Annotated in this window: 16 protein-coding genes and 1 pseudogene; 6 read left to right on the forward strand and 11 right to left on the reverse strand. The window is 59.4% G+C overall.

Features of this window, described 5'->3' with window-relative positions; genetic code table 11:
* Positions 1-70 precede the first annotated feature (70 nt).
* Positions 71-1,311 (forward strand): annotated as a pseudogene (agp, locus tag N2K86_RS07785) (bifunctional glucose-1-phosphatase/inositol phosphatase).
* Between the two features lie 33 nt (positions 1,312-1,344).
* Here the strand turns inward: agp and N2K86_RS07790 are convergent.
* Both N2K86_RS07790 and wrbA read right to left on the reverse strand, forming a co-directional pair.
* Entirely contained in the window at positions 1,345-1,572 is a 228-nt protein-coding gene (locus N2K86_RS07790; RefSeq protein ID WP_008499832.1) for a YccJ family protein, read from the reverse strand.
* Positions 1,573-1,592: 20 nt separating this feature from the next.
* Positions 1,593-2,189 carry an NAD(P)H:quinone oxidoreductase gene (wrbA, locus tag N2K86_RS07795; RefSeq protein WP_006809323.1) on the reverse strand — a complete coding sequence of 199 codons (597 nt, stop codon included), beginning with the start codon at positions 2,187-2,189 and terminating at the stop codon, positions 1,593-1,595.
* Positions 2,190-2,580: 391 nt separating this feature from the next.
* Between wrbA and N2K86_RS07800 the strand changes: the two genes are divergently transcribed.
* Together N2K86_RS07800 and N2K86_RS07805 are read left to right on the forward strand one after the other, a co-directional pair.
* Positions 2,581-2,751 carry a general stress protein gene (locus N2K86_RS07800; protein WP_059354485.1) on the forward strand — a complete coding sequence of 57 codons (171 nt, stop codon included), beginning with the start codon at positions 2,581-2,583 and terminating at the stop codon, positions 2,749-2,751.
* A 117-nt stretch (positions 2,752-2,868) separates the two neighbouring features.
* Positions 2,869-3,789, forward strand: a complete 921-nt coding sequence (locus N2K86_RS07805; RefSeq protein ID WP_260661055.1) for a DMT family transporter — start codon at positions 2,869-2,871, stop codon at positions 3,787-3,789.
* 110 nt (positions 3,790-3,899) lie between these two features.
* Here the strand turns inward: N2K86_RS07805 and rutG are convergent, their stop codons facing one another.
* Genes rutG through rutA form a run of 7 tightly spaced genes read right to left on the reverse strand, consistent with a single transcriptional unit; the run spans position 3,900 to position 9,334 of the window.
* Positions 3,900-5,222: a pyrimidine utilization transport protein G gene (rutG, locus tag N2K86_RS07810; RefSeq protein ID WP_260661056.1), complete on the reverse strand. Its 1,323-nt coding sequence runs from the start codon at positions 5,220-5,222 to the stop codon at positions 3,900-3,902.
* Positions 5,223-5,243: 21 nt separating this feature from the next.
* A complete protein-coding gene (gene rutF, locus N2K86_RS07815; RefSeq protein WP_407065274.1) occupies positions 5,244-5,735 on the reverse strand; it encodes an NADH-dependent FMN reductase RutF in 492 nt (163 codons plus the stop codon).
* Between the two features lie 12 nt (positions 5,736-5,747).
* Positions 5,748-6,338, reverse strand: coding sequence for a malonic semialdehyde reductase (locus N2K86_RS07820; protein WP_260661058.1), 591 nt, complete (start codon positions 6,336-6,338; stop codon positions 5,748-5,750).
* Between the two features lie 9 nt (positions 6,339-6,347).
* Positions 6,348-7,148: a pyrimidine utilization protein D gene (rutD, locus tag N2K86_RS07825; RefSeq protein ID WP_260661059.1), complete on the reverse strand. Its 801-nt coding sequence runs from the start codon at positions 7,146-7,148 to the stop codon at positions 6,348-6,350.
* A 7-nt stretch (positions 7,149-7,155) separates the two neighbouring features.
* Positions 7,156-7,542: a pyrimidine utilization protein C gene (rutC, locus tag N2K86_RS07830; RefSeq protein WP_010429508.1), complete on the reverse strand. Its 387-nt coding sequence runs from the start codon at positions 7,540-7,542 to the stop codon at positions 7,156-7,158.
* A gap of 11 nt (positions 7,543-7,553) precedes the next feature.
* Positions 7,554-8,243: a pyrimidine utilization protein B gene (gene rutB / locus N2K86_RS07835; protein ID WP_260661060.1), complete on the reverse strand. Its 690-nt coding sequence runs from the start codon at positions 8,241-8,243 to the stop codon at positions 7,554-7,556.
* On the reverse strand, positions 8,243-9,334 hold the full coding sequence (gene rutA, locus N2K86_RS07840; protein WP_032638703.1) for a pyrimidine utilization protein A: 1,092 nt from the start codon (positions 9,332-9,334) through the stop codon (positions 8,243-8,245). Before rutA ends, rutB begins: the two co-directional genes overlap by 1 nt.
* A 245-nt stretch (positions 9,335-9,579) precedes the next feature.
* Here rutA and rutR point away from each other — a divergent pair, with 245 nt between their 5' ends.
* Entirely contained in the window at positions 9,580-10,218 is a 639-nt protein-coding gene (gene rutR, locus N2K86_RS07845; protein WP_260661061.1) for an HTH-type transcriptional regulator RutR, read from the forward strand.
* On the opposite strand, the gene N2K86_RS07850 is transcribed toward rutR, so the two are convergent.
* Positions 10,215-10,610, reverse strand: coding sequence for a lysozyme inhibitor LprI family protein (locus N2K86_RS07850; RefSeq protein WP_260661644.1), 396 nt, complete (start codon positions 10,608-10,610; stop codon positions 10,215-10,217). The two genes, rutR and N2K86_RS07850, sit on opposite strands and share 4 nt — an antisense overlap.
* 101 nt (positions 10,611-10,711) lie before the next feature.
* Positions 10,712-14,674 carry a trifunctional transcriptional regulator/proline dehydrogenase/L-glutamate gamma-semialdehyde dehydrogenase gene (putA, locus tag N2K86_RS07855; protein WP_260661062.1) on the reverse strand — a complete coding sequence of 1,321 codons (3,963 nt, stop codon included), beginning with the start codon at positions 14,672-14,674 and terminating at the stop codon, positions 10,712-10,714.
* Between the two features lie 422 nt (positions 14,675-15,096).
* Here putA and putP point away from each other — a divergent pair, with 422 nt between their 5' ends.
* Together putP and N2K86_RS07865 are read left to right on the forward strand one after the other, a co-directional pair.
* Positions 15,097-16,605 (forward strand): sodium/proline symporter PutP, encoded by a 1,509-nt coding sequence (gene putP / locus N2K86_RS07860; protein WP_260661063.1) that lies wholly within the window; start codon positions 15,097-15,099, stop codon positions 16,603-16,605.
* Between the two features lie 72 nt (positions 16,606-16,677).
* Positions 16,678-17,097 carry a DUF3574 domain-containing protein gene (locus N2K86_RS07865; RefSeq protein WP_260661064.1) on the forward strand — a complete coding sequence of 140 codons (420 nt, stop codon included), beginning with the start codon at positions 16,678-16,680 and terminating at the stop codon, positions 17,095-17,097.
* Positions 17,098-17,139 lie beyond the last annotated feature (42 nt).

A 17,139-nucleotide genomic window follows, 5' to 3' on the forward strand; every position in this document is an offset into this window, starting at 1 on the left:
TGCTTCCCGGAAAATTGTCACGAATCTGTCACACTGAACGCGACATTTTAAAACGAGTGAGGAATTAGGGATGAGAAAAGCACTACTCGCGCTGGCAGTCGCCGGTTCCATTTCAGCAACGTTTGGCGTGCAGGCGCAAGAGACGCCGGAAGGGTATCAGCTGGAGCAAGTTTTAATCATGAGCCGTCACAACCTGCGCGCGCCGCTCGCTAACAACGGCAGCGTGCTGGAGCAGTCCACGCCGAAGCAGTGGCCGGAGTGGGAGGTGCCGGGCGGTCAGCTCACCACCAAGGGTGGCGTGCTGGAAGTCTATATGGGCCATTACATGCGCGAGTGGCTGGCGCAGCAGGGGATGGTGAAGACGGGAGAATGTCCAGCGGCGGATAGCGTTTATGCTTATGCCAACAGCCTGCAGCGCACCGTCGCCACCGCGCAATTCTTTATCACCGGCGCATTCCCGGGCTGCGACGTTCCCGTGCACCATCAGGAAAAAATGGGCACCATGGATCCGACCTTCAATCCGGTGATTACCGATAACTCGCCGGAATTCCGTGAAAAAGCCCTCAAGGCGATGGAGACGGAGCGGCAGAAAATGCAGCTCGCAGAAAGCTACAAGCTGCTGGAGCAGATGACGAACTACGCGGATGCTCCGTCCTGCAAAGAGAAAAAGGTCTGCTCGCTGGCGGACGCGAAAGATACCTTCAGCGCCGACTATGAAAAAGAGCCGGGCGTATCCGGGCCGCTGAAGGTAGGTAACTCGCTGGTGGACGCGTTCACGCTGCAGTATTACGAAGGCTTTCCTGCCGACCAGGTGGCCTGGGGCGAAATCAAGACCGACCAGCAGTGGCGCGTGCTGTCGAAGCTGAAGAACGGCTATCAGGACTCGCTGTTTACCTCAACCGAGGTGGCGCAAAACGTGGCGAAACCGCTGGTGAAGTATATCGATAAAACGCTGGTCACCGAGCAGGCGAAAGCGCCGAAGATCACCCTGCTGGTGGGGCATGACTCGAACATCGCGTCGCTGCTGACGGCGCTGGATTTCAAACCGTATCAGCTGCACGATCAGCAGGAACGTACCCCGATTGGCGGCAAAATTGTCTTCCAGCGCTGGCACGACAAAAATGCTAACCAGGAGCTGATGAAAATCGAGTATGTCTACCAGAGCTCGGAGCAGCTGCGTCACGCGCTGTGCTGTCGCTGGAATCCCCAGCACAGCGCGTGACGCTGGAGCTGAAGGGCTGCCCGGTGGATGCGAACAGCTTCTGTCCTGTCGATAAATTTAACGCGGTGATGAATAACGCGGCGAAGTAAAGGAGAACCCCCCGCTGCGGCGGGGGGAAACGCTTAGACGTTTTTACGTTCGATGGTTTGTTCGCCCCAGAAGAGCGAGTCTTTATCCGTTTTTTCGAAGGCGCGCACCAGCACCTCATCGTTACCTTCCTCCCAAATCTGCTCGGCCAGCTTTTCATCGTATTTCGCGACTTCAAAGATAGCTTCGGCAATCTCCGGAGAGGTGTTGCGTAAACTTGCCCATTCGCCCACGTGGTGAGCTTTGGATTCTTGAGTTGGCATGCTTGTCCTCCTGTTGGGTGTTAGCCGTTCAGTTTTTTGGCCAGACCCGCGACATATTCACCCTGATAGCGGGCGATAGACAGTTCTTCATTGCTTGGCTGACGTGAGCCATCTCCACCGGCAATGGTGGTTGCGCCGTAAGGCGTACCGCCGCGCACCTGGGAAACGTCAAACAACTCCTGCGCACCGTAGCCAATCGGCACAATCACCATCCCATGATGAGCAAGGGTAGTCCAGGTTGAGGTAATCGTCTGCTCCTGACCGCCGCCTGTGCCGGTAGAGCTGAATACGCTGGCGAGTTTGCCGTAGAGCGCCCCGGATGCCCAAAGCCCGCCGGTTTGATCGAGGAAGGTGCGCATCTGGCCTGACATATTGCCAAAGCGGGTCGGGGTGCCGAAGATAATGGCATCATAATCTGCCAGCTCCTGCGGGGTGGCGACCGGGGCGTTTTGTGTTTTTCCCCCGGCTTTTGCGAAGGCTTCCGCCTGCATGGTTTCCGGTACGCGTTTCACCACAACCTCAACGCCATCAACTCTGTTTGCACCTTCTGCTACCGCGTGAGCCATGGTTTCAATGTGTCCATACATGGAATAATAGAGCACCAGAACTTTTGCCATTTTGCATCACTCCTCGTTGGTTTTTCTGACAGCGGATCGCTGCGTTCTTTTAAAGATATGCCATCACAGCCAGACTGCAAAAATGAACGGCATTTCTTTGATTTATAACAATATGATTACAAAAAAGTCTTTGTAGTAAAATGAAACAACTTTCTGTCAGTCGAATTTTGAAATGATAAGAAAGGCTTATGAGTCACCGTCGCGTCGTCTCACCCAAAAGACTGAGATCATGTTGCAGAATATTACCTCTGGCTTGCTGGATAGCCGCATTCCACTAAGCTTAGTTTCACGCGGCACAGATAAAGGCACTGTCCTTGAGTCGCGAGGTGAAAGAATCCTCTTTTACTGAATGCAATATGATGTCTAATGTTTCATACTCTGGAGGTTAGAGATGGCAAACCATCGTGGTGGTTCAGGTAATTTCGCTGAAGACCGTGAAAGAGCATCAGAAGCAGGTCGTAAAGGTGGCCAGTCTAGCGGGGGGAATTTCAAAAATGACCCTCAGCGCGCATCAGAGGCTGGTAAAAAAGGGGGCAAAAATAGCCACGGCAGCAGCAAGTAACACGCCGGGTTGAACCCCTGCCGCCGGGATCCCCCGGCGGTTTTTTTATTTCTGCAACATTGAACTGTAACCAAAGGCAACGCACACTAGAGAATTGATCTAAATTGCGAGTGCCGCATGTCTGTCTCACGCTTCAAATTCTCCGTAAAACCGCAGGAAGCCATCCTCATTCTCATCACCATGTTCTGGGGCGGGACGTTCCTGGCCGTTCAGTACGCGGTGACCCTCAGCGATCCGTTCTTTTTTGTTGGCCTGCGCTTTGCGACGGCGGCGCTTGCCGTAGGGCTAATTTCGCTTAAAACGCTTCGGGGGCTGACGCTTAAAGAGCTTAAGGCCGGCGTGGCGATTGGGGTGGCGATAGCGATGGGCTACAGTCTGCAGACCTGGGGTTTACAGACTATCTCCAGCAGCAAATCCGCGTTTATTACCGCCATGTATGTGCCGCTGGTGCCGCTACTGCAGTGGCTCTGTCTCGGCAGAATTCCGGGCCTGATGTCCTGTATCGGCATCGTGCTGGCGTTTATCGGTCTGATCTTACTGGCCGGGCCGGAGAACAACCTGCTGGCGCTGGGGCCGGGCGAAATCATCACCCTGATTGGGGCGATTGCCATTGCGGCGGAAATTATTCTGATCAGCGCCTGGGCGGGCAAGGTGGACGTCAAACGGGTGACGGTGGTGCAACTCGCGACCGCGTCGCTGGTGGCGTTTGCGACAATGGTGCCGGCAGGGGAGTCCGTACCGCCGATGTCCACCGGGCTGGTTGTGGTCGCACTGGGGCTGGGGATCTTCAGCGCCATTATTCAGGTCACCATGAACTGGGCGCAGCGGAGCGTGTCGCCAACCCGGGCGACGGTGATCTACACCGGTGAACCGGTCTGGGCGGGCATTTTCGGGCGACTGGCCGGGGAGCGTCTGCCGCTGCTGGCCCTGGTAGGCGCGGCATTTATTGTCGCCGGGGTGCTGGTGAGCGAGCTAAAGCTAAAAAAACGACGTAAGGCGATTGCCGGAGTCGGCGCTGAACAAGGGGCAGATAGCTAACAACGTGCACGCTGCCCGTTTTGCCCGGCGGCGCTACGCTTGCGCGGGCCTACAACTGGCATGTAGGCCGGCTTAGCGAAGCGCCACCCGGCAAGAAAGCGGCACTGATTTTAGGTGGACGGAGTGATGGCTTCCCCTTGCGCTTCATCCCCTTTCCGACGGCTCAGCAGGGCGTTAAGCAGGATCGCGCCGAAGGTCGCGGTGCCAATCCCGCCAATCGTAAATCCGCCCAGCGTGAGGGCAAAATCGCCCGCGCCAAGCACCAGCGTGACCGCCACCATAATCAGATTGCCGTTCTGGCTGAGATCGACCCGATGCTGCACCCAGATGCGCGCCCCGGCCACGGCGATCAGCCCAAACACCACAATCGATGCCCCGCCGATAACCGGTGACGGAATGGTGTGGATCAGCGCGCCGAACTTCGGTGAGAAGCCGAGCAGTATCGCCATCACCGCTGCTGCGACGAAGACCAGCGTGGAGTAGACTTTGGTGACCGCCATCACGCCGATGTTTTCGGCATAGGTAGTGACACCGCTGCCGCCCACGGAACCGGAGAGCATGGTCGCCAGCCCGTCACCGACGAACGCGCGCCCCATATACGGATCCATACTGCGTCCGGTCATTCCCGCTACAGCCTTCAGGTGACCCAGGTTCTCCGCCACCAGGATAACGGCGACAGGCGCGATAAGCATCATCGCCTGAGTATTAAAGGTGGGGGAGGTGACCTGCGGCAGGCCGAACCAGGCAGCCTGGTGCAGCAGCGTAAAATCAACCGGTTTGCCCAGGCCAAAAACGTTCGCCAGCAGGGCATAAATCATACAGGCGACAATCAGCCCAACCAGGATCAGCAGTCGCTGGACCATACCTTTGGTAAACACCGCCACCACGCCGATGCACATCACCGTGATCACCGCCATCCAGCTTTCAAACGGCGAGGCGGAGACGCTCCTGACCGCAATCGGTGCGAGGTTCAGGCCAATCGCCATCACCACGGCGCCCGTCACGACGGGAGGCATCATTCGCTCTATCCAGCGCGTGCCGATCTTCATCACCACCAGACCAATCAGGGTGTACACCAGGCCGCAGGCGATGATGCCGCCGAGGGCCACGCTCAGGTTGGGGTTGATCCCCTGGCCGTTAAACCCGGTGGTGGCAATGACGACGCCCACAAAGGCGGCGCTGGAGCCGAGATAGCTGGGCACGCGCCCGCCGGTGACGAAAAAGAACAACAGGGTGCCGATACCCGACATCAGAATAGAGAGGTTGGGATCGAGTCCCATCAGCATTGGCATCAGTACCGTGGCGCCAAACATCGCAACCGCATGCTGGACGCCCATCACCATCGTCTGCCCGAGCGGGAGGCGTTCATCCGGCGCGACCACGCCTGCGTCTGTGGAGGTCGATTTCAACTGCCAGTGGGGAAATCCGAACATGGTCTGTCTCCTTAAGGCGGGTTAACAGGCGGGTCGCATAAGCGCGTGGTAGCCGCGGTCAAACCACACCAGCCCTTGCGGCGCGGGGTGGCGGATAATCGAAACAATGTCGCAAAACAGAATGTCGTGGGTACCGACGCTGACCACCTGGCTGATGCGGCAGTCAAACGAGGCCAGCGCGTCCTCAAGGCGCGGGCAACCCGTGTCGCCCGTCTGCCAGCGGGCGGCGGCAAAGCGTTGCTCCATCGGCGTTTTCCCGCCAAACAGGTTAGATAAAGGCTCCTGTCCGGCGCTCAGGGTATTCACGCAAAGGGTGCGGTTTTCGCTGAACGTCGGCCAGACGGACGCGCCGCGGTTCAGGCACACCAGCAGGGTGGGCGGTGAATCCGTGACGCTGCACACCGCGCTGGCGGTGAAGCCTGCCATCCCCGCGGGGCCGTCGGTGGTGATGATGTTGACTGCCGCGCCGACGCAGGCCATGGCGTCGCGAAAGGTTTGTTTATCCGGTGTCATCACGATCGCTCCTTACGCCAGCCCGCAGGCATCGTCGAAGGTCAGACGCGGCAGGCGCCCGTAAAGTTTGCTGGTATCGCCATAGCCAATGTTGATCAGCAGATTGCTTTTAAGCGTTGTGCCGGTGAAAAAGGTCTCATCGACTTTTTGGCGGTCAAAGCCCGACATCGGGCCGGTGTCCAGCCCCAGGGCGCGACAGGCGAAAATCAGGTATGCAGCCTGCATTGAGCTGTTGCGAAAGGCGGTCTCTTCCGCATGCGCGGGGCTGGTAGTAAACCAGCTCTTTGCATCGCCGTGCGGGAACAGCTCAGGCAGGCGCTCGTAGAACTCTCCGTCCCAGGCGACAATGGCCGTGACCGGGGCGGTGAGCGTTTTCTCGAGGTTGCCGCTGGAGAGCGCCGGGCGCAGTTTCTCTTTTCCTTCTGCACTTCGCACAAATACAATCCGCGCCGGGGAGCAGTTGGCGGAGGTGGGCCCCCATTTCATCAGGTCGTAGATTTCGTGCAGCGTTTCGTCGCTGACAGGAATATCCTGCCAGCCGTTATGGGTGCGGGCGCCGGTGAACAGCGTTTCCAGCGCGGCGGGGGTAATGGCTTCGCTCATCAAAGCTCCTTATAAAACGGGTTCAGGACTGTGCAGCAGGCTGGCAAGCCCGTTCAGCAGTAAGGTGTTAAAGGTGTCCGGCTCGGTGACGTTGCAGGCGTGCCCGCCCTGGCGCATCACCACGCTGTGGCTGTGCGGGATTGCCGCCTGCAGCTCAGACGAGCAGACAGCGGGCACCAGCCTGTCATCGGCAGAACAGATGATCTGTACCGGGCAGCGAATGCGTGCGGCAGGGCGTCTGAAGTCGGCTTTTTTCAGTGCGCTCAGTCTTCGCAGCAGATTGGTTTTGCCCTGGAAATGGGCCAGCGCCAGCGCTTCTTCTGCCTCCAGACGAGGCGCGCGGGCGGCCATCCAGTCTGCCGGGTAGAGAAACAGCGGCTGCGCCTCGACCCAGGCCTGCGCGCCGCCGGAATGCAGCAGACGTTCGCGAACGTCAAAACAGCGGCGGGTATGGGCGTTCAGGGTGAGCCAGCCGTTAATACACACCAGCGCAGAAAGCGCGTCGGGTTTGTCGATCGCCAACTGCAGGCCGACCAGCGCCCCCAGCGCGTGACCCACGACGCTGTAGCGGGCAATGCCGGCATCAGCCAGCGCCTGGGCCAGCTCGTCCGCCATCTGCGCAAGGCTGTATCCTTCCGGCAGGGTGTCGGGATTATTCCCCGTTCCCCGCTGGTCATAGCACACCACCTGATACTCCTTTTCCAGCGCGGCGAACTGGGGCAGCCAGTAGCTGCCGCTGCCCCCAAGACCGGCAATCAGCACTACCACGGGCGCGCCCTCGAACGGGGGCGGCGAGACGGAAAGTTTCATATCTGTCTCACTTAGCGATGTGCGCAACGGTGGCAATCTCAACCAGCGCCTCTGGCTTCACCAGCCCGCACTGAATGCAGAACCGGGCCGGCTTATCGCCGGGGAAGAACTCGGCGTAGATCTCGTTAATCGCGGCGTAGTTTTTCCAGTCGGTGATAAAGATGCTGTTGAAGGTCACGTCCTCCATCGTGCCACCCGCGGTTTCGATCACGGTTTTGATCGTCTCCAGTACGTGGCGGGTTTGCGCCTTTGGGTCGTTGATAAACACCACGTTGTTGTCTTTATCAAACGGCAGCGTGCCGGAGACATACACCACGCCGTCGGCAAGGGTGCCGGGAACAAACGGGGCAATGGGCGTGCTGGTGCCCGGCGGAATAATCACGGATTTTGGCATCAGGTGTCTCCTCAGGCGATGCGGGCGAGCGGGGGATTCAGGGCGTCGCAGAAATCCGCAACGTTACTGACCCAGCCAAAAAAGGTTTCGATATTGAACAGGGCCGCTTTCTGGGCGAATTCCGGCCCGGCCTGATGAGTCGCGTCTTCCAGCACCACGCCAAAATACTCGAGGAAAAAGCCGTCGCGCAGGGTCGACTCCACGCAGACGTTGGTCGCGATCCCGGTAAACACCAGGTGGCGAATGCTCCGGCTGCGCAGCAGGCTGTCTAGCGGGGTGTTGAAAAAGCCGCTGTAGCGCGGTTTCGGCAGGACGATATCGCCCGCCTGCGGGACCAGTTCGTCCACCAGCTGATAGTCCCAGCCGCCCTTCGCCAGCAGCTTGCCCTGCAGTTCGGGCCGCTTGCGCATGGTTTTCAGGGCGTTCGACTTGTGGAAGTTGGGCGAGCCGGGGCCGCCAGCTTCGACGTACTGGTCATCCCAGCCGTTCTGGAACCAGATAATGAGCATGCCCGCAGCGCGCGCGGCGGCGACGGCGGTTTTGATGTTTTCAATCACCGGCTGGGTAGTGGAGACATCGAACCCCGCCAGATCAAGATAGCCGCCCTGGCTGGCGTAGGCGTTTTGCATGTCCACCACGATCAGCGCGCTCTGCTGTGGCGCGAAGGTAATGGCTTCCGGGCGTGCGTTAAGGGTTGACATTACGCCACCTCCTTCGTGACGGCAGGGATGTGGGCGCGGCACTGCATCAGCGGCTGGATGCGCTCGCCGAAGGTTTCCACGCCGGTGAGGAAATCATCGAAGGTCAGCAGGACGCCTTCCGCGCCGGGTACGGCCGCCACTTCGTCAAGCATTCTGGCGACGCTGGCGTACGAGCCGACCAGGGTGCCCATGTTGATATTGACCGCAGAGGTCGGGTCGGCCATCTGACGAACGTTGGTGTCCGCGCCGGAGCGGGTATCCTTCTGGCTCTGCTCGGTGAGCCAGCTCAGGGCCTCCTCGTCGGCGCCGTCCTTATAGCGCTCCCATTTCGCGCGCGCGGCGTCGTCGGTTTCGTCGGCAATCACCATAAACAGCACGTAGGAGCCCACGTCGCGCCCGGTTTTGTCGGCGGCTTCTTTCATGCGCGCGGCGGTCGGTGCGAAGGCGGCAGGCGTGTTCACGCCTTTACCGAAGCAGAAGTTGAAGTCGGCGTATTTGGCGGAGAACTCCATCCCCGCGTCGCTTTGTCCGGCGCAAATCACCTTCATCGGCACCGAGGGCTGCGGGCTGACGCGGCAGTCGTTCATGGTGAAGAAGTCACCCTTGAAATCGCTTTTGCCGGTACCCCACAGATCGCGCAGGACCTGCACGTATTCGGTCAGGTAGTCGTAGCGACGCGAGAAGTAATCGTCACCCGGCCAGAGCCCCATCTGCTCGTACTCGGGTTTCTGCCAGCCGGTGACCAGGTTGACGCCAAAGCGCCCGCCGGAGATGGAGTCGATGGTGGACGCCATGCGCGCCACGATAGCCGGCGGCAGGGTGAGGGTGGCGGCGGTGGCGTAGATTTGGATCCGCGAGGTGACCGCCGCCAGTCCGGCCATCAGGGTAAAGGACTCCAGGTTGTGATCCCAGAATTCGGTTTTGCCGCCAAAGCCGCGCAGCTTGATCATCGAAAGCGCAAAGTCGAAATGGTAGTGCTCCGCTTTCTGCACGATGGCTTTGTTCAGCTCAAAGGTCGGCATGTATTGCGGTGCAGCGGTCGAGATAAGCCAGCCGTTGTTGCCGATAGGTACAAATACGCCAATTTTCATCACGAACCTCTCTTCATTACGTCGCAGGTGTAACGGTGTTTTTGCAAAGGGAGTGCCAGTTTTGAAAATGGCATTGTTATTAATGTGTTAAGCATTAGTTGACGGATTGATGTGGCTAAATGTGGACTAACTGGTCAAAAACATTGCACAGAAAACAGGCATTCATGCGCGATCGGAGTGCAGGATGTCGTGGCGAGACGGGGGTTTTGCTATGCTGAGTCCAACGCAGAATAAGGAGAGCGGGAATGACACAAGGCGCAGTGAAGACACCAGGTAAACGTTCGCAGGCGGTGAGTGCCAAGAAAAAGGCGATCCTCAGCGCGGCGCTGGAGACCTTTTCGCAGTTTGGCATCCACGGCACGCGCCTCGAACAGGTGGCGGAGCAGGCCGGTGTGTCCAAAACTAATCTGCTCTACTACTATCCGTCAAAAGAGGCGCTCTATATTGCGGTGATGCAGCAGATCCTCGATATTTGGCTCGCGCCGCTGAAGGCGTTCCGCGAAGAGCTGGCCCCGCTGGTGGCGATCAAAGAGTACATTCGCCTGAAGCTGGAGGTCTCGCGCGATTACCCGCAGGCATCAAGGCTGTTTTGTCTTGAGATGCTGCAGGGCGCGCCGCTGTTGCAGGCTGCGCTGACGGGAGATTTAAAGCAGCTGGTGGATGAAAAATCGGCGATTATCGCCGGATGGGTCGCCAGCGGAAAGCTGGCCCCCGTTGATCCGCAGCACCTGATCTTTATGATTTGGGCCTCCACCCAGCATTACGCTGACTTTGCGGCCCAGGTCGAGGCGGTGACCGGAAAAACGCTCCAGGACGAAGCGTTTTTCCACAGCACCCTGGAAAACGTGCAGCGGATGATTATCGAAGGGATCCGCGTGCGTTAGTTTCCCGGCGGGAGAGGGCAGCTTAAGTCGCCCTCTTCACACTGCATCAGCGAGGCCAGAAACGCTTCACGCTCCACGGTTTTCTCCGCCAGACACTGATTCACGATCATCGGCTGAACGCTGCCGCCTTCCGTCCCCGAACCGATAAACGCACAGTCCGCGTCGCGCAGGGCAATCCACGCCTGCTGCGCCTTTTTCAGCAGCTCGCGCTGGGGGGCTTCCGCACGCTTGATGGCGGCCTGATACGTCTGGTTGAGCTTTTTATCGGCAGCCTGATACTGCTGCGCGCTACAGGTATTCAGTTCAAGCTGAGTGGTCGCTTTGTCGCACTCGTCGGCCAGCGCGCTGGCGCTGAGCAGCAGTGCTGCGCCTGCAAGAAATACTCTTTTCATCATTCCCTCCGTGTAAAAAAGCCGGATGCGCTGCGCTTATCCGGCCTGGGGTGATTTTGTAGCCCCGGTAAGCGTAGCGTCACCGGGGAGAGTTTACACGATTAACCGATGGTCATCAGGCTGGCGTTACCGCCTGCCGCCGCGGTGTTGACGCTGAGCGAGCGCTCCACGTACAGACGCTCCAGCAGCAGGTTGGTTTCCCCGCGCGCAAAGCCCTGCACGGAAACGATGGCACCGCTGCGGGCCGCAACCTGCTCGCACAGTTCGCGCAGCTGGTCGGAATCACCGTGGTAAATCACCGCATCAAACGGCTGCGTCAGCAGCGCATCGGCCTTCGCAAAGCGAATGCGGGCCGAGACCGCTTTTGGCAGCTGTTTGGCGAGGTCGCGATGCAGCGCATCTTCCGGCCACAGCACTTCACACCCGGTTGCCATCGCGGCAGCCAGCTGCACCAGCGCGTCCTGCTCGTTATCGGCCACGCACAGTACGCGCTCGCGCGGCATCAGCGCCCAGGTGTTGCGTTCGCCGGTTGGACCCGGCAGCAGACGCTGGGTGCCCGCCTGCGCCAGTTCGCCGTACTGCTGGGCGACGGCACGCAGTTCAGAACGTTTTTCCGCCCAGGCGATCAGCGCCTCCAGCGGCTGGGTCAGCACGGTTTTCACCTGCGTATCCACCGGATAGTGTGCGTCCTGACGCGCCAGCGTTACGCCCAGCGCGTTCTCCGGACGGTTTGCCAGCAGACGGTACAGGTAGAGCGGGCCACCCGCTTTCGGACCGGTGCCGGAGAGACCTTCACCGCCGAACGGCTGCACGCCCACGACTGCGCCAACCATGTTGCGGTTGACGTACAGGTTGCCGACTTTTGCATTGCCGGTAACTTGCGCAATGGTTTCGTCGATACGGGTATGCACGCCGAGCGTCAGGCCATAGCCGGAGGCGTTGATCTGCTCAACCAGCTCGTTCAGGTTGTTACGGTTGTAGCGCACCACGTGCAGGACCGGGCCGAAGACCTCTTTTTTCAGCTCGTCGAAGCTTGCCAGCTCAATCAGCGTTGGCGGCACAAAGGTGCCGGTCCGCCATTCGCGGGCATCTTCGCTGTTCTCGCGCACCGCCTGGAACACCGGACGGCCTTTCGCGCGCATGGTCTGAATGTGGTTTTCGATGTTGGCTTTGGCTTCCGCGTCGATCACTGGCCCGATGTCTGTGGTGAGACGGCCCGGGTTGCCCATGCGGCATTCGGCCATCGCGCCGCGCAGCATCTTCAGCGTGTGGTCCGCGACGTCGTCCTGCAGGCACAGCACGCGCAGGGCGGAACAGCGCTGACCGGCGCTGTCGAACGCGGAGGCCAGCACGTCGACCACCACCTGCTCGGTGAGCGCGGAGGAGTCAACGATCATGGCGTTCATCCCGCCGGTTTCCGCGACGAGTGGAGTAGGACGACCTTGCGCATCCAGACGGGTTGCTATGTTGCGCTGCAGCAGAGAGGCCACTTCGGTCGAACCGGTAAACATGACGCCGCGCACTCGGTTATCGGAGGTCAGTTTGGCGCCGACGGTTTCACCGCGGCCCGGCAGCAGCTGAACCACGCCCGCAGGCACGCCGGCTTCCAGAAGAATGTTGATGCCCTGTGCGGCAATCAGCGGGGTCTGCTCTGCCGGTTTTGCCAGCACGCTGTTGCCTGCGGCAAGCGCGGCGGCAATCTGGCCGGTGAAGATCGCCAGCGGGAAGTTCCACGGGCTGATACACACAACCGGCCCCAGCGGACGATGGGTTTCGTTATCGAAATCATCGCGCACCTGACCGGCGTAGTAGTGCAGGAAATCGACCGCCTCGCGGACCTCGGCAATGGCGTTGCTGAAGGTTTTACCCGCTTCGCGCACCAGAATGCCGATGAGCGACTGCATCTGATCTTCCATCAGCACTGCGGCGCGTTCCAGAATGGCGGCACGTTCCTGCGGCGGCGTGGCGAACCAGATTGGCGCGTTGTTGACCGCGCTGTCCAGCGCCTGATCCACTTCCGCCTCGGTGGCTTCACGCACGTAGCCGACGATATCTTTTGGCTCTGCCGGGTTGATGACCGGCTGCATTTCCCCGTCCTCGACGGACTGCTCAAGGATCGGTTTCGCCTGCCATTTCTGCAGTGCGCTGTTGAGCAGGGCAGAGGAGAGGGACGCCAGACGATGTTCGTTGGCGAGATCCAGACCCGCAGAGTTGACGCGGCCTGCGCCATACAGCTCGCGCGGCAGGGCAATCTTCGGATGCGGCAGGCCAATCTGGCCTTCCTGCGCCGCCATCTTCTCAACGGCCTGCACCGGATCGGCCACCAGCTCGTCCAGCGGCAGGGTGGTGTCGGCAATGCGGTTAACGAAGGAGGTGTTCGCGCCGTTTTCCAGCAGACGACGCACCAGGTACGCCAGCAGAGTTTCGTGCGTACCCACCGGAGCATAGATGCGGCACGGGCGATTCAGCTTGCCGTCCGCCACTTTACCGGTGACCTGCTCGTACAGCGGTTCACCCATGCCGTGCAGGCACTGGAACTCGTACTGGCCCGGATAGTAGTTTTGTCCGGCCAGGCTGTAGATTGCCGCCAGCGTATGCGCGTTGTGGGTAGCGAACTGCGGATAGATCAGGTTCGGCACGCCGAGCAGTTTTTTCGCGCAGGCGAGGTAAGAGACGTCGGTGTAAACCTTACGGGTATAAACCGGATAGCCTTCCAGCCCGTCCATCTGGGCGCGCTTGATTTCGCTGTCCCAGTAGGCCCCTTTCACCAGACGGATCATCAGGCGACGGCGGCTGCGGCTGGCCAGGTCAATCAGGTAATCAATGACGAACGGACAGCGCTTCTGGTAGGCCTGGATAACAAAACCGATCCCGTTCCAGCCCGCCAGCTCCGGCTCGAAGCACAGTTTTTCCAGCAGATCGAGGGAGATCTCCAGACGGTCGGCCTCTTCGGCGTCGATGTTAATGCCGATGTCATACTGGCGCGCCAGCAGGGTCAGGGACTTCAGGCGCGGGTAGAGCTCTTCCATCACCCGGTCGTACTGCGCGCGGCTGTAGCGCGGGTGCAGCGCGGAGAGCTTAATGGAGATGCCCGGACCTTCATAAATACCGCGACCGTTGGACGCTTTACCGATGGCGTGGATCGCCTGCTGGTAAGAGACCATGTAGGCCTGCGCGTCGGCGGCGGTCAGCGCCGCTTCACCCAGCATGTCGTAGGAGTAGCGGAAACCTTTATCTTCCAGCTTGCGGGCGTTCGCCAGCGCTTCGGCAATGGTTTCCCCGGTGACGAACTGCTCGCCCATCAGGCGCATCGCCATGTCCACGCCCTTGCGGATCAGCGGCTCGCCGCTCTTACCGATGATGCGGTTCAGGGAGCGGGAGAGGTTGGCTTCGTTATGGGTCGAGACCAGTTTGCCGGTAAACAGCAGGCCCCAGGTGGCCGCATTGACGAACAGCGACGGGCTGCGGCCAATGTGGGAATGCCAGTTGCCGTTGCTGATCTTGTCGCGGATCAGCGCGTCGCGGGTGGCTTTATCGGGAATACGCAGCAGCGCTTCCGCCAGGCACATCAGCGCCACGCCTTCCTGAGACGAGAGGGAAAACTCCTGCAGCAGACCCTGAACCATCCCGGCGCGGCCGGTGGCGGTTTTCTGGTTACGCAGCTTGTCGGCTAACTGATACGCCAGGCTGTGCGCCTGTGCGGCAATAGCTTCCGGCAGGCGAGCCTGCTCCAGCAGCATCGGCACCGCGTCGGTTTCGGCGCGGCGGTAGGCGCCGGTAATGGCGGCACGGCTGACGGACTGCGGCAGGATCTGCTCGGCAAATTCAAGGAACGGCTGATGGTTCTCGTCCCCAGCGGCGGGCGCTTCCTCGCTTTCGTTTGCTGCACCGGCCAGCAGGGCAGGCAGCTCTGGCAGGCCCTCATCGCTCTCGAGTCTTTCGAGATAGTTAAAAATCGCCTGCTTAATTAACCAGTGCGGCGTGCGGTCAATGCGGGTTGCTGCGGTCTTAATCCGTTCGCGGGTCGCGTCATCCAGCTTAACCCCCATGGTGGTCATACCCATGCCAAAGCTCCTGTTGTTCTTTAATCGTGTTTGGTCGTTAGCGTGAAATATCCCCCATGTTGCAACTTTGTGCAACCGTGTTAAATGTGACCTGGTTTGCAACCCGGAAAATGAATGGATTGTTAACGAATGGTTAGCTGGAAAAACGCGCTGGCTTTTGGGCGGGAGGCCTGTTTTTATGCGGGAGTTAACACTTTTTAAAGGTGCAACCCGTAAAAGCGTGAGCGAGTGCAACCTATATGAAACTCGTATCAAACCAGGGATGAAATTGATGTAAATGCAGTGTTAAATCGTTTGTCAGCGGGATGCGCATACGGCAGGATAGCGCGCCCAACAGAAACACAAGATACATTCACCTCGTTCCGGTGATCATATAACAAGGCAGCCCGGATGGCTGTCGCTCGACATTTTGGAGAATTTGAATGGCTATTAGCACACCGATGCTGGTGACATTTCTCGTTTATATATTTGGCATGATCCTGATAGGGTTTTTGGCATGGCGTTCAACAAAGAACTTTGATGACTACATTCTGGGCGGACGCAGTTTAGGCCCAATGGTGACCGCACTCTCTGCGGGCGCTTCCGACATGAGCGGCTGGCTGCTGATGGGCCTGCCGGGCGCGATTTTCATCTCCGGTATTTCTGAAAGCTGGATCGCCATCGGTCTGACCGTCGGCGCGTGGATCAACTGGAAGCTGGTGGCAGGCCGTCTGCGCGTGCATACCGAGGCCAATAACAACGCCCTGACGCTGCCGGACTACTTCACCGGACGCTTTGAAGATAACAGCCGCATCCTGCGCATTATCTCTGCGGTGGTTATCCTGCTGTTCTTCACCATCTACTGTGCCTCCGGCATTGTGGCCGGTGCGCGTCTGTTCGAAAGCACCTTCGGTATGAGCTATGAAACTGCCCTGTGGGCCGGTGCGGCGGCAACCATCCTCTATACCTTCGTGGGCGGTTTCCTGGCGGTAAGCTGGACCGACACCGTGCAGGCGAGCCTGATGATTTTCGCCCTGATCCTGACCCCGGTGATTGTCATTTTCACCGTCGGCGGCTTTGCCGATTCGCTGGAAGTGATCAAGCAGAAGAGCATTGAAAACGTCGACATGCTGAAAGGGCTGAACTTCGTTGCCATCGTGTCGCTGATGGGCTGGGGCCTGGGCTACTTCGGCCAGCCGCATATCCTGGCGCGCTTTATGGCGGCGGATTCTCACCACACCATCGTTCATGCGCGTCGCATCAGCATGACGTGGATGATCCTGTGTCTGGCGGGGGCATGTGCGGTCGGCTTCTTCGGTATCGCGTACTTCAACAACAACCCGGCGCAGGCGGGCGCGGTGAACCAGAACGCCGAGCGCGTGTTCATCGAACTGGCGCAGATTCTGTTTAACCCGTGGATTGCCGGTATTCTGCTCTCCGCGATCCTCGCGGCGGTGATGTCCACCCTGAGCTGCCAGCTGCTGGTCTGCTCCAGCGCAATCACCGAAGACCTCTACAAAGCCTTCCTGCGCAAGGGCGCGAGCCAGAAAGAGCTGGTCTGGGTAGGGCGCTTTATGGTGCTGCTGGTGGCGCTGGTGGCGATTGCGCTGGCGGCCAACCCGGAAAACCGCGTGCTGGGCCTTGTGAGCTACGCGTGGGCGGGCTTTGGTGCGGCATTTGGTCCGGTCGTGCTGTTCTCCGTCATGTGGTCACGTATGACCCGTAACGGCGCGCTGGCGGGGATGATCATCGGTGCGGTGACCGTTATCGTCTGGAAACAGTTCGCGTGGCTGGGCCTGTACGAAATCATTCCGGGCTTCATCTTCGGCAGCATCGGTATCGTGGTGTTCAGCCTGCTGGGTAAAGCACCGTCTGCTTCTATGCAGAAACGCTTTGCTGAAGCCGACGCGCATTACCACTCTGCGCCACCGTCTAAGCTGCAGGCAGAATAATTTTCCCCTCACCCTAACCCTCTCCCCGAAGGGGAGAGGGGATAGTCCTTTCACCTATGTGAGTCTTCATCAATGAGAATGAAAACAGGGTTAATGGCGGCGGCATTATTGATGCTGGCTGGCTGTACCGCGCCATCGCAGCACGCGGCGGTCGAGAGCTGCAAAGCGGATAATCAGATGCAGCAAACCACGCTCTATTTCGGACTGAATCGTCCGGCCGGGGCGCAGATCACAGGCAACGAATGGCAGCAGTTTGTTGACCAGGACGTGACGCCACGCTTTCGCGATGGCTTAACGGTATTTGATGCCCGCGGGCAGTGGCTGGGGAACGACGGAAAAGTGGCGCGTGAGCCCAGCAAAGCGTTGATGCTGATCCACGGTAAAGACGCGCAGAGCGAGAAGAATATCGAAGCGTTACGCGGGATCTATAAGTCTCGCTTCGCGCAGGAGTCGGTGATGCGCGTCGACCAGCCGGTGTGCGTGCAGTTTTAATGAAAACGGCGGGATAACCCGCCGCTGTTGTACCGTAGGCCG

This window comes from Enterobacter mori, assembly GCF_025244905.1.
Classification (GTDB): domain Bacteria; phylum Pseudomonadota; class Gammaproteobacteria; order Enterobacterales; family Enterobacteriaceae; genus Enterobacter; species Enterobacter mori_A.